At 66.3% G+C, this 18,710-nt stretch carries 15 protein-coding genes, 1 tRNA gene and 1 pseudogene; 11 read left to right on the top strand and 6 right to left on the bottom strand.

Annotation, left to right across the window (positions count from 1 at the left end; genetic code table 11):
* Window positions 1-10: 10 nt before the first annotated feature.
* Window positions 11-1,231 (top strand): glycolate oxidase subunit GlcF, encoded by a 1,221-nt coding sequence (glcF, locus tag QM748_RS04835; protein WP_415245912.1) that lies wholly within the window; start codon window positions 11-13, stop codon window positions 1,229-1,231.
* A gap of 167 nt (window positions 1,232-1,398) precedes the next feature.
* Window positions 1,399-1,474, top strand: a tRNA-Gly gene (locus tag QM748_RS04840).
* A gap of 143 nt (window positions 1,475-1,617) precedes the next feature.
* On the opposite strand, the gene QM748_RS04845 is transcribed toward QM748_RS04840, so the two are convergent.
* Window positions 1,618-2,910, bottom strand: a complete 1,293-nt coding sequence (locus tag QM748_RS04845; protein ID WP_415245913.1) for a hypothetical protein — start codon at window positions 2,908-2,910, stop codon at window positions 1,618-1,620.
* Between the two features lie 429 nt (window positions 2,911-3,339).
* Here QM748_RS04845 and QM748_RS04850 point away from each other — a divergent pair, with 429 nt between their 5' ends.
* The 9 genes from QM748_RS04850 to speB all read left to right on the top strand — a co-directional run bounded on the left by QM748_RS04850 (window position 3,340) and on the right by speB (window position 11,867).
* Complete coding sequence (locus tag QM748_RS04850; protein WP_415245914.1) at window positions 3,340-4,890, top strand: phospholipase D family protein; 1,551 nt, start codon at window positions 3,340-3,342, stop codon at window positions 4,888-4,890.
* 290 nt (window positions 4,891-5,180) lie between these two features.
* Entirely contained in the window at window positions 5,181-6,032 is an 852-nt protein-coding gene (locus tag QM748_RS04855) for a transporter substrate-binding domain-containing protein (protein WP_415245915.1), read from the top strand.
* A gap of 22 nt (window positions 6,033-6,054) precedes the next feature.
* A complete protein-coding gene (locus QM748_RS04860) occupies window positions 6,055-6,708 on the top strand; it encodes an amino acid ABC transporter permease (protein WP_415245916.1) in 654 nt (217 codons plus the stop codon).
* Window positions 6,709-6,712: 4 nt separating this feature from the next.
* Window positions 6,713-7,378 carry an amino acid ABC transporter permease gene (locus tag QM748_RS04865; protein WP_415245917.1) on the top strand — a complete coding sequence of 222 codons (666 nt, stop codon included), beginning with the start codon at window positions 6,713-6,715 and terminating at the stop codon, window positions 7,376-7,378.
* A 1-nt stretch (window position 7,379) separates the two neighbouring features.
* Window positions 7,380-8,213: an amino acid ABC transporter ATP-binding protein gene (locus QM748_RS04870; RefSeq protein WP_415245918.1), complete on the top strand. Its 834-nt coding sequence runs from the start codon at window positions 7,380-7,382 to the stop codon at window positions 8,211-8,213.
* Entirely contained in the window at window positions 8,210-9,550 is a 1,341-nt protein-coding gene (locus QM748_RS04875) for a M20 family metallo-hydrolase (protein ID WP_415245919.1), read from the top strand. The genes QM748_RS04870 and QM748_RS04875 overlap by 4 nt, the downstream gene beginning before the upstream one ends.
* Before the next feature lie 30 nt (window positions 9,551-9,580).
* The gene (locus tag QM748_RS04880) at window positions 9,581-10,279 is read left to right on the top strand and encodes a DUF1989 domain-containing protein (protein ID WP_415245920.1); all 699 of its coding nucleotides are present in this window, start codon (window positions 9,581-9,583) and stop codon (window positions 10,277-10,279) included.
* Between the two features lie 80 nt (window positions 10,280-10,359).
* Window positions 10,360-10,923 carry a cupin domain-containing protein gene (locus QM748_RS04885; protein ID WP_415245921.1) on the top strand — a complete coding sequence of 188 codons (564 nt, stop codon included), beginning with the start codon at window positions 10,360-10,362 and terminating at the stop codon, window positions 10,921-10,923.
* A 5-nt stretch (window positions 10,924-10,928) separates the two neighbouring features.
* Window positions 10,929-11,867, top strand: a complete 939-nt coding sequence (speB, locus tag QM748_RS04890) for an agmatinase (protein ID WP_415245922.1) — start codon at window positions 10,929-10,931, stop codon at window positions 11,865-11,867.
* Window positions 11,868-11,954: 87 nt separating this feature from the next.
* Here speB and QM748_RS04895 read toward each other — a convergent pair whose 3' ends face one another.
* The 5 genes and pseudogenes from QM748_RS04895 to QM748_RS04915 form a co-directional block, all read right to left on the bottom strand.
* Entirely contained in the window at window positions 11,955-12,803 is an 849-nt protein-coding gene (locus QM748_RS04895; RefSeq protein WP_415245923.1) for a universal stress protein, read from the bottom strand.
* Between the two features lie 8 nt (window positions 12,804-12,811).
* The gene (locus tag QM748_RS04900) at window positions 12,812-14,293 is read right to left on the bottom strand and encodes an efflux transporter outer membrane subunit (RefSeq protein ID WP_415245924.1); all 1,482 of its coding nucleotides are present in this window, start codon (window positions 14,291-14,293) and stop codon (window positions 12,812-12,814) included.
* Entirely contained in the window at window positions 14,290-17,460 is a 3,171-nt protein-coding gene (locus QM748_RS04905) for an efflux RND transporter permease subunit (RefSeq protein ID WP_415245925.1), read from the bottom strand. The genes QM748_RS04900 and QM748_RS04905 overlap by 4 nt, the downstream gene beginning before the upstream one ends.
* A 12-nt stretch (window positions 17,461-17,472) precedes the next feature.
* A pseudogene (locus tag QM748_RS04910) lies at window positions 17,473-18,207 on the bottom strand (efflux RND transporter periplasmic adaptor subunit); the annotation flags it as partial.
* Between the two features lie 15 nt (window positions 18,208-18,222).
* Entirely contained in the window at window positions 18,223-18,495 is a 273-nt protein-coding gene (locus tag QM748_RS04915; RefSeq protein WP_415245926.1) for a biotin/lipoyl-binding protein, read from the bottom strand.
* Window positions 18,496-18,710: the final 215 nt, after the last annotated feature.

Genomic DNA, 18,710 nt, shown 5'->3' on the forward strand with positions numbered 1-18,710 from the left:
AGGCCAGGCCATGCAAACCAAGCTGAGTGAAGCCGCGCGCCAGTTGCCCGGCGCCGAAATCGCCGAAAGCGTACTGCGCGCCTGTGTGCATTGCGGCTTCTGCAATGCCACCTGTCCGACCTATCAGTTGCTGGGCGACGAGCTCGACGGCCCGCGCGGACGCATCTACCTGATGAAGAAGATGCTCGAAGGCGGCGAGTTCAGCGCCAGCACCCGCATGCACCTGGACCGCTGCCTGAGCTGCCGCAACTGCGAGACGACCTGCCCATCCGGCGTGCAGTATCACAAGCTGCTCGATGTCGGCCGTGCAGCCATCGACCTGTGGGCGCCGCGGCCGCTGGACGAAACCGCCCGGCGCACGCTGCTGCGCGGCACCCTGTCGCGGCCGACGGTGTTCAAGACGCTGCTGGCGGCGGGTTCTGTAGTACGGCCGCTGCTGCCCGAAACCCTGGCATCGAAACTCCCCCGGCGAAAACCTGCCGCCAGGCCACGCCCGGCACCGCGCCACGCCCGCATCGTGCTGATGCTGGAAGGCTGCGTGCAGCCCGGCCTGTCGCCCAGCACCAACGCCGCTGCGGCCCGGATGCTGGATCGTCTCGGCATCAGCGTCCGGCCGGTGGGCGAAGCCGGTTGCTGCGGCGCGGTCGATTTCCATCTCGATGCTCAGGAGGCCGGGCTGGAGCGCGCCCGCCGAAACATCGACGCCTGGTGGCCGGCGATCGAGGCGGGTGCCGAGGCGATCGTGCAGACCGCCAGCGGCTGCGGTGCCTTCGTCAAGGAATACGGCTACATGCTGCGCGACGATCCGGCCTATGCGACCAAGGCTGCGCGGGTCAGCGAACTGGCGAAGGATCTGGTCGAGGTGCTGCGCGCCGAACCGCTGGACACGCTCGGCGTGCCCGCCGGCAAGCGGCTCGCCTTCCACTGCCCCTGTACCTTGCAGCACGCGCAGAAGCTCGGCGGCGCGGTCGAGGCCGTGCTGGCTGGCCTGGGCTTCGAACTGACGCCGGTACCCGATGCCCACCTGTGCTGCGGTTCGGCAGGCACGTATTCGCTGACCCAGCCCGAGCTGTCGCGCCGGCTGCGCGACAACAGGCTGGACGCGCTCGAAAGCGGCAAGCCCGAACTGATCGCGACGGCCAACATCGGCTGCCAGATCCACCTGGACAGCGCCGGCCGTACGCCGGTGCGGCACTGGATCGAAATCGTTGACGAGGCCCTCGGCGGCTGACGACCGGCCAGTGTTGCGCACGAGGGTGAAGCCCGGTATAGTTCGCCCCCGTCGAGCAGCAGAACGCTGCGAGACAAAAGACGATAGGCTTGTTTCACCGGTGAAAGCCGGCAACGGCAAGGCGCGAATGGTTCTGGAAAACCCGCGCCATGCCGGATCGTCGAGATGCGGGAATAGCTCAGTTGGTAGAGCGCAACCTTGCCAAGGTTGAGGTCGCGAGTTCGAGACTCGTTTCCCGCTCCAGAATTTTCCCTATGGACCACCGCTAACGTCCATGGATGATTGAAAAAGGCCGGAAACTTCGCGTTTCGGCCTTTTTCATTTCCGATGGGAAATTGACGTCGTCAGTCAGCGTCAGCTTCGTTTCCATGTCGTCGGTCGCAGGCTTATTTTTTTTCGGATGCAGCCTTTTGCTTCAGGCGAACCGCCCTGGCCTCTTGGCAACGAACGAGCAGCAGGGCTGCGTGCTGGACCAAGTAATGGCGCACGTGGAGGATCAGCGTTGCCAAGATTTTTAGCGACGCCATTGCTTTCCTGCCGGCAAACCTGATGGCGGTGAGTATCCACGACGGCGGACGGACCGAGTCGTTTTTGAGCATTGCTCTTGAGGCGTTGGCCAGTTTTCCTCCGGCCAGAATTGCCACGATCAGGAAGACGAAGTAGCGTAGATTGTGTCCGCGCTCAATCTCGTGGATCCGCTGGTCGGATTTTTCCATGGATGCGTGAAACCGCTGAATTGCTTCTGCATAGTTGGGCGGTGGAAAGACCAGGGGTGCATCAAGATCCTGAATCGACAAAATGGTGTCGATCGGGATTTTCTGGCAGTGTGCCGGCTGCTGGCCCTGAGCGCAGGCCCAGTTGTTGAGCGCTCCAATCTGGCGCGCCAGCGCAGGATCGCTGGCGAGAGCAACAACCCAGCCGGGCGGCTCGATCCTTGCGCGCAGATTGTCTTTCATGTCCAGGTAGCCGGGCACGCCCCATTTCAACTCCGGGGCCAGCACGCACAGGGCGGGGGCAAGCTCCTCCATCCCGGGCCGGACGCACAGGACCTCAAGGCGTTCTGCTGCCGTTCGGAACAGCTGAAGGGTACGAACCATGCGGTCATCGGCGTGCGCCAGGTCCTCCTTGTACGAGGGAAGGCCGGCATCCACCACGAAGTACAGGGCGGCGATCAGACCAAGGGGGTACCAGATGTGGTCGTAGGCGTTTTTGAAGCTGTCTCTCTTCCACCGCGAGCTGAGCAGCAGGATGAGTGACCAGCCGCCGACCAGGCATATGAGCAGATTGGCCGCAGCCGACTCCATGCTGCCGGGGAAGCCTACGCCGAATCGGAATACATCCGGCCCCATGCCGCGAATGTCCGGCATATAGCCGAGCATACTCAGCAGTCCGGGGAGCAGCCACAAAATCAAGCCGGCATGGCCGACCCGTTTATTCAGGTAGAAGCAGGCGCGGATGTTCAGCAGGAACACGGCCACGAGGATGCCAGTGAGGATGATGGACAGGTTGACGACGCCCTTCGTCGGGTCCAGAACCAGAGGATGGAGGACGGCGCCGCCCACCTGCATCGGCGAGGAGTTCAAGTAGGTAAACAGCCTCAATCCCTCGAGGTTTTGCGCCAATCCCCAGGAAGCCAGGTGGCAAAGCATCAGATATGGCTGGAAGAACTGGAAAAGCATGAACGGCCTGTGGTGAGTATCTCGGCAAATGCTGTATTGCGGTAAGGACGCCATATAAATCGATTGCTGCCCCGATCATTGAATCAGCTCCTCACACCGAAAGCCACAAGGACCCGGAGTGCCTGAAGCGCATATGCCATGGAGTGGGGCCTTACATGGGATCTGGCTGGGAAAGCCGGTTGTTTGGCTGCAGCATGCCAGCGTTGACGGATCTTGGAGAAGCCGGGAAGCTCCGGTCAAACACGCAGCTTGAATTCGGCGACGCCAGGCGTCGAATCGAAGCCATGCTCGTTGGGGAAAAAGCCCCGGCACCGGTCTGATGCAGTTCGTGCTGCGGGGCGATGCCTGCAGATCCAGTGCCGAGGGAGTCGGCGTCGTGCCGAGTTACCGTGTGCTCAACCGTCCTGCGCACAGCACCGAGAGATGGACATGATCCGGTACATCCTGCTTGCCTGCCTGTGCTTCGTAGCCGCCTCGATGCTCGCGACCTGGCTCTACGGCATCTTCGCGATCCGCGTTCAGGGAGAAGCCTCCAACGCGCTGCAGGTACGGGACGGGCAGACGCTTCTCGACCGGCAGATCGGCGCGGCGACGAATGCGCACCCAGGCAGGAGTGGCCTGCTGCTGCTCGACGAGAACCTCGATGCCTTCGCCGCGCGTGCGCTCTCTGCGCGCAAGGCCGAGCGTTCGCTCGACCTGATGTACTACATCTGGCACGAGGACCTGACTGGCCATCTCCTGCTCGCCGAGGCACTGGCCGCGGCGGAGCGTGGCGTGCGGGTGCGAATCCTGATCGACGACATCGGCACCAGCCACAGCTGGGACGTGATGATCGCAACGGCCCATCACCCGCAGATCGAGATCCGCATCTTCAACCCGACCCGGGCGCGCACGAGCGGCCTGCAGCGCGGAATCGAAATGATGTTGAGGGCATACAGCATGACGCGGCGCATGCACAACAAGGCCTGGATCGTCGATGGGCGCCTGGCGATCCTGGGCGGGCGCAACATCGGCGACGAATATTTCGACGCGGCCGAAGACACCAATTTCCGCGACATGGACGTGCTGGTGATTGGGCCTGTCGTCGCGCAGACGGAGAAGGTGTTCGACGACTACTGGAACAGCGGCGTGGCACTGCCGATCGACAGGCTGTCGCCGCTCGAGGATTCCAAGGGCGCACTGGCACGGATTGCTTCCGGGTTGGGCGCCACCGTCAATGAAGCGGCAGCGCGCCCATATCTGCAGCGCCTCGCCGAACGGCTTTCGCTCATCGATCCCGAGGTGGAGCGTCCATACTGGACGGAAAGCGCCAGGGTCATCGCCGATCCGCCGGACAAAGTGCTCGGCAGGAATGGCGAGAACTGGCTGATGCACGAGCTGCTGCCGGTGTTCGAGGGCGCACGCGAGCGGCTCGAGATCACCTCGCCCTATTTCATCCCGGGAGAGCAGGGCACGGAGATCCTTGCCGCCATCGCCGCAAAGGGAGTGTCGGTTTCAGTGCTGACCAATTCCCTGGCCGCGACCGACGTGGCTGCAGTGCATGGCGGCTATGCGCGTTACCGTGTTCCGTTGCTGGAGGCGGGCGTCAGGCTCTGGGAGCTGCGCCCCGAAGCCCAGGACAGGGACTTCTCGCTGCGCGGATCGAGCAGCGCAAGCCTGCATACCAAGGCCTTCACCGTCGATGGCCACCTTGGCTTCATCGGTTCGATGAATCTCGATCCGCGCTCGACCTCGCTGAATACGGAAATGGGCGTGCTGTTCGATTCCGGGGCGCTGGTCGCGAAGATGGGGGAGGTCTGGCAACGGGAAACCGCCCCGTCGAGCAGTTATGAAGTCCGGCTGACGCCGGCGCGCAGCCTGGAGTGGAGCGCAAGCCGGGGAGGCGAGATCGTCCGCTATGAGCGGGATCCCGAGACGTCCTTGCTGCGCCGGCTCGCCGCGCGAATCATCGGCATGCTGCCGCTGGAGTCGCAGCTCTGATCCGCGGCTGACGGCGGCCGCCGGGTTGCCGGAAGCAGTGGCGCAGCGCCCGTTGTGCCCGCGGACAGCGGCGGGCAGGCATGGAGCTTCCGGCGGGCTATTTCCTGCACCAGTCTGAAGCGCATTGCTGCTTCCTTGCCCCATTCATGCACCAGAACGGCCCTCGCTCGAGCCCGTAAACACCGCTTTCCCCTTGTTTGCCGCCTGGCACGGTTCATGCTGAATTCACGTTATTCAAGTTACTTGAATTTTGTGAATACCGTTTGAACCACTCTCGCAAAGGAAGGCATATGAAACGGGGTAAACGCGTACTGGCGGCAACGCTGATCGGTCTCGTGCTCGGGGTGTCGGTCGGCCAGGCAAGCGCCGCCGACCTGCTCGACAAGGTCAAGGAAAAGAAGGTTCTGACGCTGGGCACCGAGGCGCAGTTCGCGCCGTTCGAGTACGTCGAGAACGGCAGGATCGTGGGCTACAGCGCCGATCTGCTGGACCTCGTCATGCAGGACCTGCCCGGCGTGAAGGCGGTGCGGCAGGACGTGCCGTTCCAGGCGATCCTGCCCGGACTGGCGGCGCGCAAGTTCGACTTCATCGTGACCTCGGTGACCGTCACCAAGGAGCGTGACGACAAGTTCGCCTTCACCGTGCCGATCGCCGAGGCCACGGTGGCCATTCTCAAGCGCGCGGACAACAGCGCGGTGAACGCGCCGGAAGACCTCAACGGCAAGGTGGTCGGCTCGCAGGCCGGGGCCGCGCAACTGCAGGTTGCGCGCGACTTCGACAAGCAGTTGAAGGCCGCCGGCAAGCCGGGCTTCAAGGAAATCCGCGAATACACCTCCTTCGATGAAGCCTATGCCGACCTGGTGGCGGGGCGCCTGGACGCGGTGACCCAGTCGCTGTCCAACCTGGGTCCGCTGGTGAAGGGGCGGCCCGACGTGTTCGCGGTGGTGCAGCCGGCCATCGGCCCCAGGACCTACTACGCCTGGGTCGGGCGCAAGGACGCGGATAGCGCCAGCCTGGTGAAGTTCTTCAGCGACGGCATCGGCAAGGCCAACACCAGCGGCAGGATGCAGGAACTGCAGCAGAAGTGGTTCGGCTTCACGATGGACGTGCCGGCCGACCACCTGCCCAAGCCCGAGATGTAAACCAGGGCGCGGAAGAGCTGCCATGTCACTCGCACAACGACTCTCGTCCTACATGGAGCCGCTGGCCTCGGGCCTGCTGGTCACCGCAGGCCTGTCGGCCACCGCCATCGTGCTGGGCTTCGGGCTGGCGTGCCTGCTGTACCTGGCTCGCACGCACCTGGCCAGGGCGGGACGCGCGGCGGTGGGGGTGTATGTCAGCTTCTTCCGTGGCACCCCCTTGCTGGTGCAGATCCTGATGCTGTTCTACCTGCCGGGCCAGATCGGCATCGACCTGAACCCGTGGGTGGCTGCCGTTGCCGTGCTGGCGATGAATTCGGCGGCGTTCCAGAGCGAGATCCTGCGCGCCGGCTTCGATGCGATTCCCGCCGGGCAGATCGAAGCCGCACGGGTGTTCGGCCTCGATCGCGCACGGATCTTCCGCCATGTGGAGCTGCCGCAGGTGGTACGGCTGACGCTGCCGGCGCTGGTGTCGGAGTCGATCGACATCATCAAGGGTTCCGCGGTCATCTCGGTGATCGCGATTGCCGATCTGATGCGGGTGGGCAAGCAGCTTTCCGCCACCACTTACCGGCCGCTGGAAGTCTATCTGTGCGTGGCGCTCGCCTATCTGCTGCTGACCAGCCTGGTTGCCTGGCTGGGCAAGCGTGCGGTCAGCGCCTCGACCTTGCGGAGCTGAGGCGATGGACTGGCAACTATTGATCGAGATCCTGCCGGCCTTTGCCGAGGCCACCGGCATGACCTTGCTGGTGTCCTGCGCCGCGGCGGTGCTGGGCATCGCCGGCGGCTTCGTGCTGAACATGGCGCGGGAGTTCTGGAAGGGCTTCCGCCCGGCATACGGGGTGTTCGTGTGGCTGTTCCGCGGCACGCCCTTCCTGATCCAGTTGTTCATCTTCTATTACGGCTTTCCGCAGATCGGCATCCGGCTGTCGCCGATCGCGGCGACCGTCATCGGCCTCGGCCTGTATGCCAGTGCCTACTTCGCCGAGATCTTCCGCCTGAGCTGGCAGGGCGTGCCGGCGGGGCAGCTCGAGGCCGCGCGCGTGTTCGGCCTGACGCGCTGGCAGGTACTGCGCCACGTCCAGGCGCCGCAGGCGCTGCGGCTGGCGCTGCCGATGCTGACCAACCAGTTCATCCTGGTGCTCAAGGAATCGTCGGTGGCTTCGATCATCACCGTGCCCGAACTGACGATGACGGCCGGCACCGTGGTCGCCGAGACCTTCTCCTACGTCGAGCCCTACCTGCTGCTCGGCCTGATCTACTGGCTGCTCGCTGCCACATTCAGCCGCCTGGGCCTGCTCGTCGAGCGGAGCCTGGGGGCTTCTTCTTCCGCCCTGGCGAGGAACTGACATGGAACACGTTCGCGTACCGATGATTTCCCTGCGCGGGGTCGGCAAGTCCTACGGCGCCCACCAGGTGCTGTTCGACTTCGACCTGGATGTGATGCCCGGTGAGGTGATCAGCCTGATCGGGCCTTCGGGCTCGGGCAAGACCACCGCCTTGCGCTGCATGAACTTCCTCGAAACCTACCAGCAGGGCGAGGTGCGCATCCGCGGCGCCCTGCTGGGCTATGACATCGCGGCCGATGGCCGCAGAACGCCGGCCAGCGAGCGCAGCATCGCCGAAGTCCGCGCGCCGCTGGCGATGGTGTTCCAGCAGTTCAACCTGTGGCCTCACCTGCGGGTGGTGGACAACGTCACGCTGGCCCTGACCGTGGCACAGCAGGTTCCACAGGAAAAAGCCAGGCAGCGCGCGATGGCGGCGCTCGAGCGGGTCGGCATGGCGGCCAAGGCGCAGGCCTATCCGCAGCAGCTCAGCGGCGGGCAGCAGCAGCGCGTGGGCATTGCGCGGGCGCTGGCGGTGCATCCGCAGGCGATGCTGCTGGACGAGCCCACCTCGGCGCTCGACCCTGAACTGGTCGATGAGGTGCTGTCCGTCATTCTCTCGCTCGCCCGCGACGGCATGACCATGGTGATGGTGACGCACGAAATGGGCTTCGCCGCCAGGGTGTCGGACCGTGTGGTGTTCATGGAAGCCGGCCGCGTGGTCGAGACCGGCGTGCCGGCGGAGCTGTTCCGCGCCCCCCGTACCGAGCGCCTGCAAGCCTTCCTGCGCACCTGGACGCAACGCAATGGCGCGACCCGGCTGGATCTGCCCGCCACGGCGGCGGAGGCACACGCATGAATACCGCACGACAGCACTCCGCCGGGCAGATGGCGGGTCCGGATCTGGCCCCGCCGGTGGATGCCGACATCCTTGCCCGGGCCATGGCCAGCGTCGATGGCGAGCGCTTCATCGCCAATCTGCAGCGGCTGGCGAGCTTCGGCGGCCGTGACGGGGAACAAAGTGCCGAGCGTGGCATCGGCGTCTGCCGCCAGGCGCTCGGCGCCGAGGAACTGCGCGCCAAGCAATGGCTGTGCGGGCTGTTTTTCGGCGAGGCTTACCGCTGGACCCAGGATGCCATCGGCAACCTGTTCCTGCGCCGCCGCGGCCTGGATGAACGCCTTGCACCGCTGCTGATCGGCAGCCACATCGATACCCAGCCCACCGGCGGCTGGCTGGACGGCGCCTACGGCGTGATGGCGGGCTACGAGCTTTGCATGGCGCTGGATACGGCCGGCGTGGACACGCTTCGCGGTATCGAGATCGCTGCATGGACGAACGAGGAGGGCTCGCGCTTCGCGCCCGGCGCGATGGGTTCCAGCGCTTTCGTGCGGCCCGAACTGCTCGAGACTTACCTCGAAGCCAGGGATGCCGGCGGCTGCAGCGTCCGTGCCGAAGTGGATGCGCTGCAGGCGGCCTTGCCCGGGGCCGGCATGGTCCCGCTCGGCCATCCGGTGCATGCCTACCTGGAGGCGCACATCGAGCAGGGGCCGGTGATGGAGGCCAACGGCACGACGCTTGCCGTCGTCGAAGCCATCCAGGGCGTGCGCTGGTACCAGGTGAAGGTCCGGGGCCGCAGCGCGCACGCCGGCACCACGCCGCGCGACGCGCGCCAGGATGCCTTGCTGGCCGCGGCGCAACTGATCACCGAACTGGACCGCAGGGTTCACGAACTTGCAGATGCGCGCCTGCGCTGGACGGTGGGGCAGATCACCGCCAGACCCGGCGCGATCAACACCATCGCGCAGGAGGTGGAGTTCAGCATCGACCTGCGCCATCCCGAGATCGAGGTGCTCGAGCGCATCGAGGCGGCATTGAAGCAGATGCTGGAAACGGCGGCTGGCGGAGGCTGCCGGACGCAGCTCGGCTGCCTGATGGCACGCAGCCCCACGCTCTTCCACTCCGCTGCGCTGGCGGCGGTCGAGGCCGGCGTGCGGGCCGCCGGCGAACCCTTCTGCACCATGACCTCCGGGGCGTTCCACGACGCCATGTATCTGGCCGATGCCTGCCCGGCGGCGATGCTGTTCGTGCCCAGCATCGGCGGCATCAGCCATCACCCCGACGAACACACACAACACATGCACCTGATTGCCGGTGCGCGTGCCCTGACCGCAGCGGCGCTGCATCTGGCTCGATGAGCCTTTTTCATGTCCTTGAAGGAAAACACCATGTCTTGCTGCCAGTACGCCAACGATTCCATCCCCGACAACAGCCAGGCGGTGGGCACCAACCCCAGCGTGGATAGCCCGATCTCCGCCGACGGCACGCCCGAGCTTGGCCGCCGCTACGAGATTCCCGCCCGCCAGGGCAGGGCAGTGCGGGTGGCGAAGGGACAGACCATCCGCATCGTCAATACCCATGGCACCCAGGTTTGCGACCTGTGGGCCTTCAACGCCGGGGACATCAGCGAGCATCTGTCGATGGAGCACATGCGCGCCTGGATCGACCGCATCAACCCGCTGGCCGGCGACATGCTGGTGAGCAACCGCCGCCGCCCGATCCTGAACTTCGTCCGCGACACCTCGCCCGGCGTGCATGACAGCCTGATCGCACCCTGCGACATCCATCGCTACCGCAATCTCGGCATCGTCGAATACCACGACAGCTGCGCCGACAACCTGCGCCTGAGCCTCAAGGCGATCGGCCTGGTCAGCAAGGAAGTGCCGGACTCGCTGAACCTGTGGATGAACATCCCGTTCAACGAAAAAGGCGAGATTCAATGGCTGCCGACGGTCAGCAGCCCCGGCGATGTGGTGGAATTCGTCGCCGAGATGGATTGCATCGTGGTGATGTCCGCCTGCCCGCAGGACGTCGTCGCCATCAACAGCAAGCAGCCGCAGCCGCTTCACTTCGAAGTCACGGCCTGACACCGCCAGGGGCGTCGGGCCGGTTTCCAGACCACAGGCTTATGACCACAGCAAAAGAACTGCCCTCGGAAAAGGAACTCATGGCCCAGCAGCTGGGCATGCGCATCCGCCATGTGCGCACCTGCAAGGGCGATACGCTCAAGACGGTGGCCGCGGCGGTGGGCTGCTCCGAGAGCATGCTGTCCAAGATCGAGTGCGGACAGGCCAGCCCCTCGCTGAACATGCTGCACCGCATCGCCGTTGCGCTGGACACCAACGTGGCCGAGCTGACCACGCTCGTTGCCGCGGTGGACAGCCCGGTGCAGAAAGGCGGCGAACGCCTGGTGGTGGATTTCGGCCACGGCACGCGCAAGGCGGGCAGCGTCAGGCTCGAACGCCTGATTCCGCCGCGGCGCGGCCAGTTGCTGCAGGGCGACATCCACATCCTCGCGCCCAGGGCCACGGTCAGCGGCAGCATCGCCCACCTGGGCGAGGAAATGGGCTACGTGCTGCAGGGCCGCCTGCGGCTGACGCTGGGTGAGGAAAGCCACGACCTGAAAGCCGGCGACTCGTTCTACTTTTCCAGCGAGACGCCTCACAGCTACATGAACCCGGGCGACGAAGTCGCCAGAATCCTGTGGGTCAATACCCCGGCAACATTCTGATTCCCATGGACGCCACAAACACCCTCGTGATGAACCAGCCGCGCTTTTGTGGCGTTCCGACCTTCATGCGCGCGCCGCAGGCCGCCGACCCGGCCGACTTCGACATCGGCCTGGCGGGCGTGCCCTACGATGGCGCGCTGACCTTCCGCCCGGGCGCGCGCTTCGGCCCGCGCGAACTGCGCAACGCGTCGTGCCTGATGCGCGCAATCAACCACGCCACCGGGGTCGATCCCTACCGGCTCGCGCGTGTGGCCGACGTCGGCGACGTGCCGTTCTCCCAGCTGTTCGACGTGCCGGCCGCCCATGCGCAGATCCGGGACTTCCTGCGGCCGTTCTTCGCCGCCGGCAAGAAGATGGTCATCGCCGGCGGCGATCATTCGATCACCTATCCGGTGCTGCAGGCGATTGCGCCCGCCGAACCGCTGGGGCTGATCCACTTCGACGCGCACACCGATACCTGGGACGAATTCGCCGGCTCCAAGTTCAGCCATGGTTCGCCCTTTCGCCGTGCCATCGAGGCTGGCCTGATCGATCCGCGGCGTTCGGTCCAGATCGGCATTCGCGGCGCGCAGAACACCGACGAGGGCTGGCGCTACTCGCTGGAGCAGGGCATGCGCGTGATCTTCATCGAGGAGGTCGTGTCGCTCGGCATCGCCGGCGTGATCGCGGAGGCCCGCAGGGTGGTCGGCGATCATCCTGCCTACCTGTCCTTCGACGTCGATGCGATCGACCCGGCCTTCACGCCCGGCACCGGTACGCCGGAGATCGGCGGCCTGGACACCCGCGAAGCCTTGCAGCTGCTGCGCGGCATGCGCGGGCTCAACCTGGTGTCGGCCGACGTGGTGGAGGTGTCGCCGCCTTACGACACCGCGGGCAATACCTCGCTGGTGGGCGCCACGCTGATGTACGAGGAATTGTGCCTGCTGGCCGAGGGCTGCCGCTGAACCGTGCCGCAGCAGGATGTTTTTCGTAGGGACTGGTGGATCGTGCCGCGCGTGCCGCCATGACGCGGCACGATCCACGCCGCATCCTCAGTGCGACACGAACAGCGGCAGCGGAGCGTGCGACAGCATGTGCCGGGTGACGCCGCCGAACACGGTTTCGCTGATGCGCGAGCGGCTGTAGGCGCCGAAGACGACGAGATCGGCCCGGTTGTGCCGGGCCTGCTCCTCGATCACCTCTACGACCGGGCGGCCGCGGGAGACGAGGCATTGAAGCTCGACCTGGACGCCATGGCGGGCCAGGTAGGCGGCGATGTCGGCGCCGGGTTCCTCGCCATGCACATCCCCCTGCCTGTCCGCATCGACGATCAGCAATTGCACTTCCTGCGCCCTGCACAGCAGGGGCATCGCATCGGCCAGGGCGCGGCGTGCCGGGCGGCTGGCGTTCCAGGCCACGGTGATGCGCTGGCCGAGCTTCTGGCCGGCCCAGGCATCGGGCAGGATCAGTACCGGCACGCCCGCACGGTGCAGAACCTGGTCGAGCGACCAGGCATGAGGGGCGCCGTGCGGTTCCGGATGGCCGATGACCAGCAGATCGCAATACAGCGCGTGCAGCAGCGATTCGCCTGCGGATTCGGTCGAGGCGATGACCCGCAGTTCCGTGTTGTCCGTGCCATGCCGGGCCGCGAATTTGGCCAGCAGCTGGCCGGCCCGGGATATGTGCGCGGCAGCGGAGGCGCTGCGCCGGGCGATGACTTCGCTGATCGCGGCGCCGCGGGCGAAGTGGTCGGCTGGCGGGCCTTCGTCGGCTGTGGCGGTCGTCATTGCGATCAGGTGCGCCTGCTGGTTGCCGGCGAGGCTGGCAGCAATGTCCAGTACGCGCAGGCCGGTTTCGCCGGTGTCGAAGAAGACGGCGATGTCCTTGAAGGTGTATGTCATGGCGTACCTCAGTGGGGTTGTGCAGCCGGCGTCTGCTCGGCCCTGGCAAGGGCATCCGCTCCAGGCCGCGGCCAGTCGCCGCCGAGTGCCTTGTAGAGCGCGACCAGATTGGTCTGGCGCGCCAGCCGGATGCCGACCAGGCTCTGCTGCGCGCTGTACAGCACGCGCTGCGCCTCCAGCACTTCGAGATAACTGGAAATGCCGTTGTCGTAGCGCTGCAGGACCAGCGTGCAGGCCTGTTGCGAGGCATCGACCCGGCGCTGCTGGGCGGCAAGCCGCGCGGCTAGCCGCGAGCGCACGGCCAGCGCGTCGGCGACTTCGCGGAAAGCGCTCTGGATCGCCTTCTCGTAGTTCGCCACGGCGATGTCGCGCTCGGCCTCCGCCAGTTCCAGGTTGGACTGCAGGCGTCCGCCGGTGAAGATCGGCAGGCTGACCTGGGGCAGGAAGCTCCACGCCCGGTTGCCGCCGTCGAACAGGCTGGACAGCGAGTCGCTGGCGCGGCCGATGCCGGCGGTCAGGCTGATGCTCGGGAAGAAGGCGGCCCGTGCCGCGCCGATGTTGGCATTGGCGCCGATCAGCACGTGCTCGGCGGCGAGGATGTCCGGGCGCCGCTGCAGCAGATCGGAAGGCAGGCCGGCGGGCAGCTCCTGCACCGCCAGCATGGCTTCGAGCGGCGCTTCCGGCTGCAGGTGCGCCGGCAGCGGTGCACCGAGCAGCAGTTCCAGCGCATTGCGGTCGGTTTCCACTGCGGTTTCGAGCGCCAGCACGGCATCGCGTGCGGTTTCCAGCTCGGTTTCGGCCTGGTGCAGATCGAGCTCCGAGGTGTTGCCCGCTTCGCGCAAGCGCTGCTGCAGTTCGCGGGCCTGCTGCCGGCTGTGCAGGGTTTCGCGTGCCAGCGCGAGCTGCTCGCCGTCGGCGGCCATGTTCAGCCAGGTGCCGGCAAGCTCGGTGATCAGGCCCAGGCGGGCGGCGCGCTGGGCCGCTTCGCTGGCCAGGTATTGTTGCAATGCCTGGTCCCTGAGGCTGCGCAGGCGGCCGAACAGGTCCAGCTCCCAGGCGCTGATGCCGAGCGTGGCGCTATGGACGTGGTTGGTGACGGCGCTGCCGCTGGGCGACACCGAGCCCGGCGTGCGGCTGGAGTTGCCGCTCGCGCCGGCGCCGAGATCGGGCAGCAGCACTGAACGCTGGATGCCGTACTGCGCACGCGCGCGTTCGATGTTCAGCGCGGCGACACGCAGGTCGCGGTTGTTCTCGAATCCCAGTTGGATCAACTGCCGCAGCTTGCCGTCGGCGAACAGCTCCTGCCAGGACAGTTCCCTCCTGGCTGCGTCGCCGTCACCAGCCGCTGCAGTGTCCGGCACCGGCCACTCGGCGGCGACCGGTGCGGCGGGCCGTTCGTAGTTCGGCGCCATGGTGCTGGCGCAGCCGCTCAGCAGCGCGGCCAGCAGCACCGGCAGCAGCAGGGGGCGGGGGAAAAGGCTGGTTTTCATCGTGCAGACTCCGCCGCGAGGGTGTTGCCATGAATGTCGGCCCGCGTGGCCCCGGCGGCCTGGTCGGCCGTGGGCGCCGGGGTTTTCTTCTTGAACAGCGAAGACACCACCACGTAGAACAGGGGGATGAAGAAGATCGCCAGGAAGGTGGCGGTGACCATGCCGCCGACCACGCCGGTGCCGATCGCGTGCTTGCTGCCCGCGCTGGCGCCGCTGGAGATCGCGAGCGGCAGAACGCCCATGGTGAAGGCCAGCGAAGTCATGATGATCGGCCGCAGGCGCAGCCTCGCCGCCTCGATCGCCGCCTGGGCCAGCGAACGGCCAGCCTTCTCGTGCAGTTCCTTGGCGAACTCGACGATCAGGATCGCGTTCTTGGCCGACAGGCCGACGGTGGTGAGCAGGCCGATCTGGAAGAACACGTCGTTCTCCAGGCCGCGCATCAGGGTCGCAAGCACGGTGCCGATCACGCCCAGCGGAATCACCAGCAGCACCGAGAACGGGATCGACCAGCTCTCGTACAGCGCCGCCAGGCACAGGAACACCGCCAGGATCGACAATGCGTACAGCATCGGCGCCTGCGAGCCCGACAGCCGCTCCTCGAACGACAGGCCGGTCCAGGCGACGCTGATGCCGGCGGGCAGCCCGGCGGCGATCTCCTCGACCGCCCGCATGGCGTCGCCCGAGCTGTAGCCGGGCGCCGGCTCGCCGAGGATCTCGATCGCCGGCACGCCGTTGTAGCGCTCCAGCTTCGGCGCGCCCTGGATCCACTTGCCGCTGGCGAACGAGGCGAAGGACACCATGTCGCCGTTGGCATTGCGCACGTACCACTTGCCGAAGTCCTCTTCGGTGATCCGCGACTGCGGCACGCCCTGGACATAGACGCGCTTGATCCGGCCGCGGTCGATGAAGTTGTTGACGTAGGAGGCGCCCCAGGCGGCGGTCATGGTGCTGTTGACGTCATCGAGGCTGACGCCCAGGCGGCGCGCCTTGGCATCGTCGATCAGCACCTGGTACTGCGGCTCGTCGGCCTGGCCATTGTGCCGCACCAGCGCCAGCGCCGGATGCCTGGCGGCTTCGGCGAGGAACTGGCCGCGGGCCGCCATCAGGTGCTCGTGGCCCAGGCCGCTGGAGTCCTGCAGGAACAGGTTGAAGCCGGTCGCGTTGCCCAGCTCCATGATCGCCGGCGGCGGGAAGGCCAGCACGATGCCTTCCTTGATCGTGGACAGACGCTGCATCGCACGCCCCTGCAGCTCGAACACGCTGCTCGCGCGCGCTTCCCAGGGCTTGAGCTGGACGAAGGCGAGGCCGGCATTCTGGCCGCGGCCGGCGAAGTTGAAGCCGCTGACGGTGAACACCGATTCGACGGTGTCGCCTTCGTTTTCCTTGAAGTGGCTGGTCACCTGCTTCAGCACCGCGTCGGTCTGGTCCAGCGTCGCATTGGGCGGCAGCTCGACCTGCACGAACATCGTGCCCTGGTCCTCGTCGGGCAGGAAGGAGGTCGGCAGTTGCGGGAACAGCGCGGCCAGCGCGGCGACGATCAGCAGGAAGGCCAGCATGTAGCGGCCGCGTCCGGCGATCACCCGGCTGACGCCGTTCTCGTAGCGCTGGGCGCTGCGCTCGAAGGTCCGGTTGAACCAACCGAAGAAGCCTTTTTTCTCGCCGTGTGCGACCGGCTTGAGGAGGGTCGCGCACAGCGCCGGCGTGAAGATCAGCGCCACCAGCACCGACAGCACCATCGCGGTGACGATGGTCAGCGAGAACTGGCGGTAGATCACGCCGGTGGAGCCGCCGAAGAAAGCCATCGGGATGAACACCGCCGACAGCACCAGGCCGATGCCGACCAGCGCGCCGGATATCTGGTCCATCGACTTGCGCGTCGCTTCCAGCGGCGGCAGGCCTTCCTCGACCATCAGGCGCTCGACGTTCTCGACCACGACGATGGCATCATCGACCAGCAGGCCGATCGCCAGCACCAGGCCGAACATGGTCAGGATGTTGATGGAAAAGCCGAAGGCGGCCATCACGCCGAAGGTGCCGAGCAGCACCACCGGCACCGCCAGGGTCGGGATCAGCGTCGCGCGCCAGTTCTGCAGGAACAGGTACATGATCAGGAAGACCAGCACGATGGCTTCGACCAGGGTCTGCACCACGCCCTTGATCGAGGCGCTGACCACCGGCGCGGTATCGTAGGGGTAGATCACCTTCACGCCGGGTGGCAGCGTGGGCTCGAGCTGGGCGATGGTTTCCCTGACCGCGTTGACCGATTCCAGGGTGTTGCCGCCGCTGGCCAGGCGCAGCGCGATGCCGGAGCTCGGCCGGTTGTCAACCATGGTGTTGAAGGTGTAGCTCTCCGACCCCAGGCCGACTTCGCCGACGTCGCGCAGCAGCACCTGCGAACCGTCCGGGTTGACCTTCAGCAGGATGTCGGCGAACTGCTCCGGCGTGCTCATCAGGGTCTTGCCGATCACGGTGGCGCTGAGGCCGGCCTTGTCGCCGGTCGGCCGGCCGCCGAGCTGGCCGGACGAGACCTGGACGTTCTGGGCGTCGATCGCCGCCATCACGTCGCTGGGCATCAGCTTGTAGTTGTTGAGCTTGAGCGGATCGAGCCACACGCGCATGGCGTTCTGCGCGCCCAGCACGAAGAAGTCGCCGACGCCCTTGGTTCGGGTGAGCGGATCCTGCAACTGCGACACGATCAGGTCGCCGAGCGCGTAGTTGTTCAGGCGGCCGTCTTCGGACACCAGCGCGGCCACGACCATGAAATTGACCTGGTACTTGACCACGCGCAGACCCAGCCGCTGCACCGTTTCGGGCAGCATCGGCGTCGCCAGCTGCAGCTTGTTCTGCACCTGCACCTGGGCGATGTCCGGGTCGACGTCCTGCTCGAAGGTGACGACGATCGTGACGCTACCGTCCGAGTTGCTCTCGGAGCGGATGTAGCGCAGGCCGTCGAGGCCGTTGAGCTGCTGCTCGATCACCTGGGTGACGGTGTCCTGCACGGTCTGCGCCGAAGCGCCGGGATACTGGGCCATGATGCCGATCGCCGGCGGCGCGACGTTGGGGTACTGGTTGACCGGCAGGGTGCCGATCGACAGCGCGCCGGCCAGCATGATGACGATGGCGATGACCCAGGCGAAGATCGGCCGGTCGATGAAGAATCTGGACATGGTCGTTCTTCCTTACTGGACCGCGGCGAGCGGGCCGTTGTCGGCGGTCGTGTCCGCCGTGTGCCCGGAATCGATCGGCCTGACCGAGGCGCCGGCCTGAATCCGCTGCAAACCATCGACGATCAGACGGTCGCCCGCGCGCAGGCCGTCGCGGATCAGCCACTGGCCATCGAGGCTGCGTTCGGTCTGCACCGGGCGCAGTTCAACGGTGTCCTCGTCGTTCACCACGTAGGCGATGGCGCGGCCCTGGCTGTCGCGGCTGACGCCACGCTGGGGCACCAGCAGCGCCTGCTCCTTGACGCCTTCCTGCAGCGAGGCGGTCACGAACATGCCGGGCAGCAGCACGCCGTCGGGGTTGGGAAAGACCGCGCGCAGCGTCACCGCGCCGGTGCTTTCGTCAACGGTGACTTCGGAGAACTGGAGCTTGCCCGGATGTGCATAGTCCTTGCCGTTCTCCAGCTCTAAGCGGATCTCTGCCTGGCCTTCGCCGGTGCTCTTGAGGCGTCCGCTGTCCAGGTCATCGCGCAACTGGAGCAGGGCCGCCGAGGGCTGGACGATGTCAACGTAGATCGGATCGAGCTGCTGGACGGTCGCCAGCGCATCGGCCTGGTTCGCCGTCAGCAGCGCTCCCTGAGTGACCGAGGAGCGGCCGATGCGGCCCGAGATCGGCGCGGCGATGCGGGTATAGCCGAGGTCGATGCGCGCGGTCTCGACGGCGGCCTTGGCCTGCAGGTATTGCGAGCGGGCATCGTCGTACTGCTGCTAGCTGATGGCGCGGGTCTTGATCAACTGCTCGTAGCGCCGGATCAGCGATTGCGCCGCGTCCAGGCTGGCTTGTGCGCGGGACAGCGCGGCCTGGTACGGCGCGGGGTCGATCCGGTAGAGCGGCTGGCCGGCCTTGACGTCGCTGCCTTCGGTGAAGGCGCGTTCGCGCAGGATGCCGCCGACCTGGGGACGCACCTCGGCGACCATATAGGGAACGGTGCGGCCGGGGAGCTGGGTCGACAACTGCACGCTCCGGGGCTGCAGTGTCATGATGCCGACTTCGGGCGGCGGGGGCGGTGCTGCGGTGACGTCCGCTGCCTTCTGGCATCCGGCCAGTGACAGGCAGGCTGCGACGATCGTGAGACCGCTTCCCAGGAGGCTTTTTCTGTTCTGTTTCATACAGGCGTTCATCCTTCGAATGGGTAAATGGGGGCTGGAGAAGATCGCGGTGACAGGTGGCCGCGAACTGCATCGGCACGGCACGC

It is taken from the genome of Thauera sp. (assembly GCF_047601425.1).
GTDB lineage: Bacteria > Pseudomonadota > Gammaproteobacteria > Burkholderiales > Rhodocyclaceae > Thauera.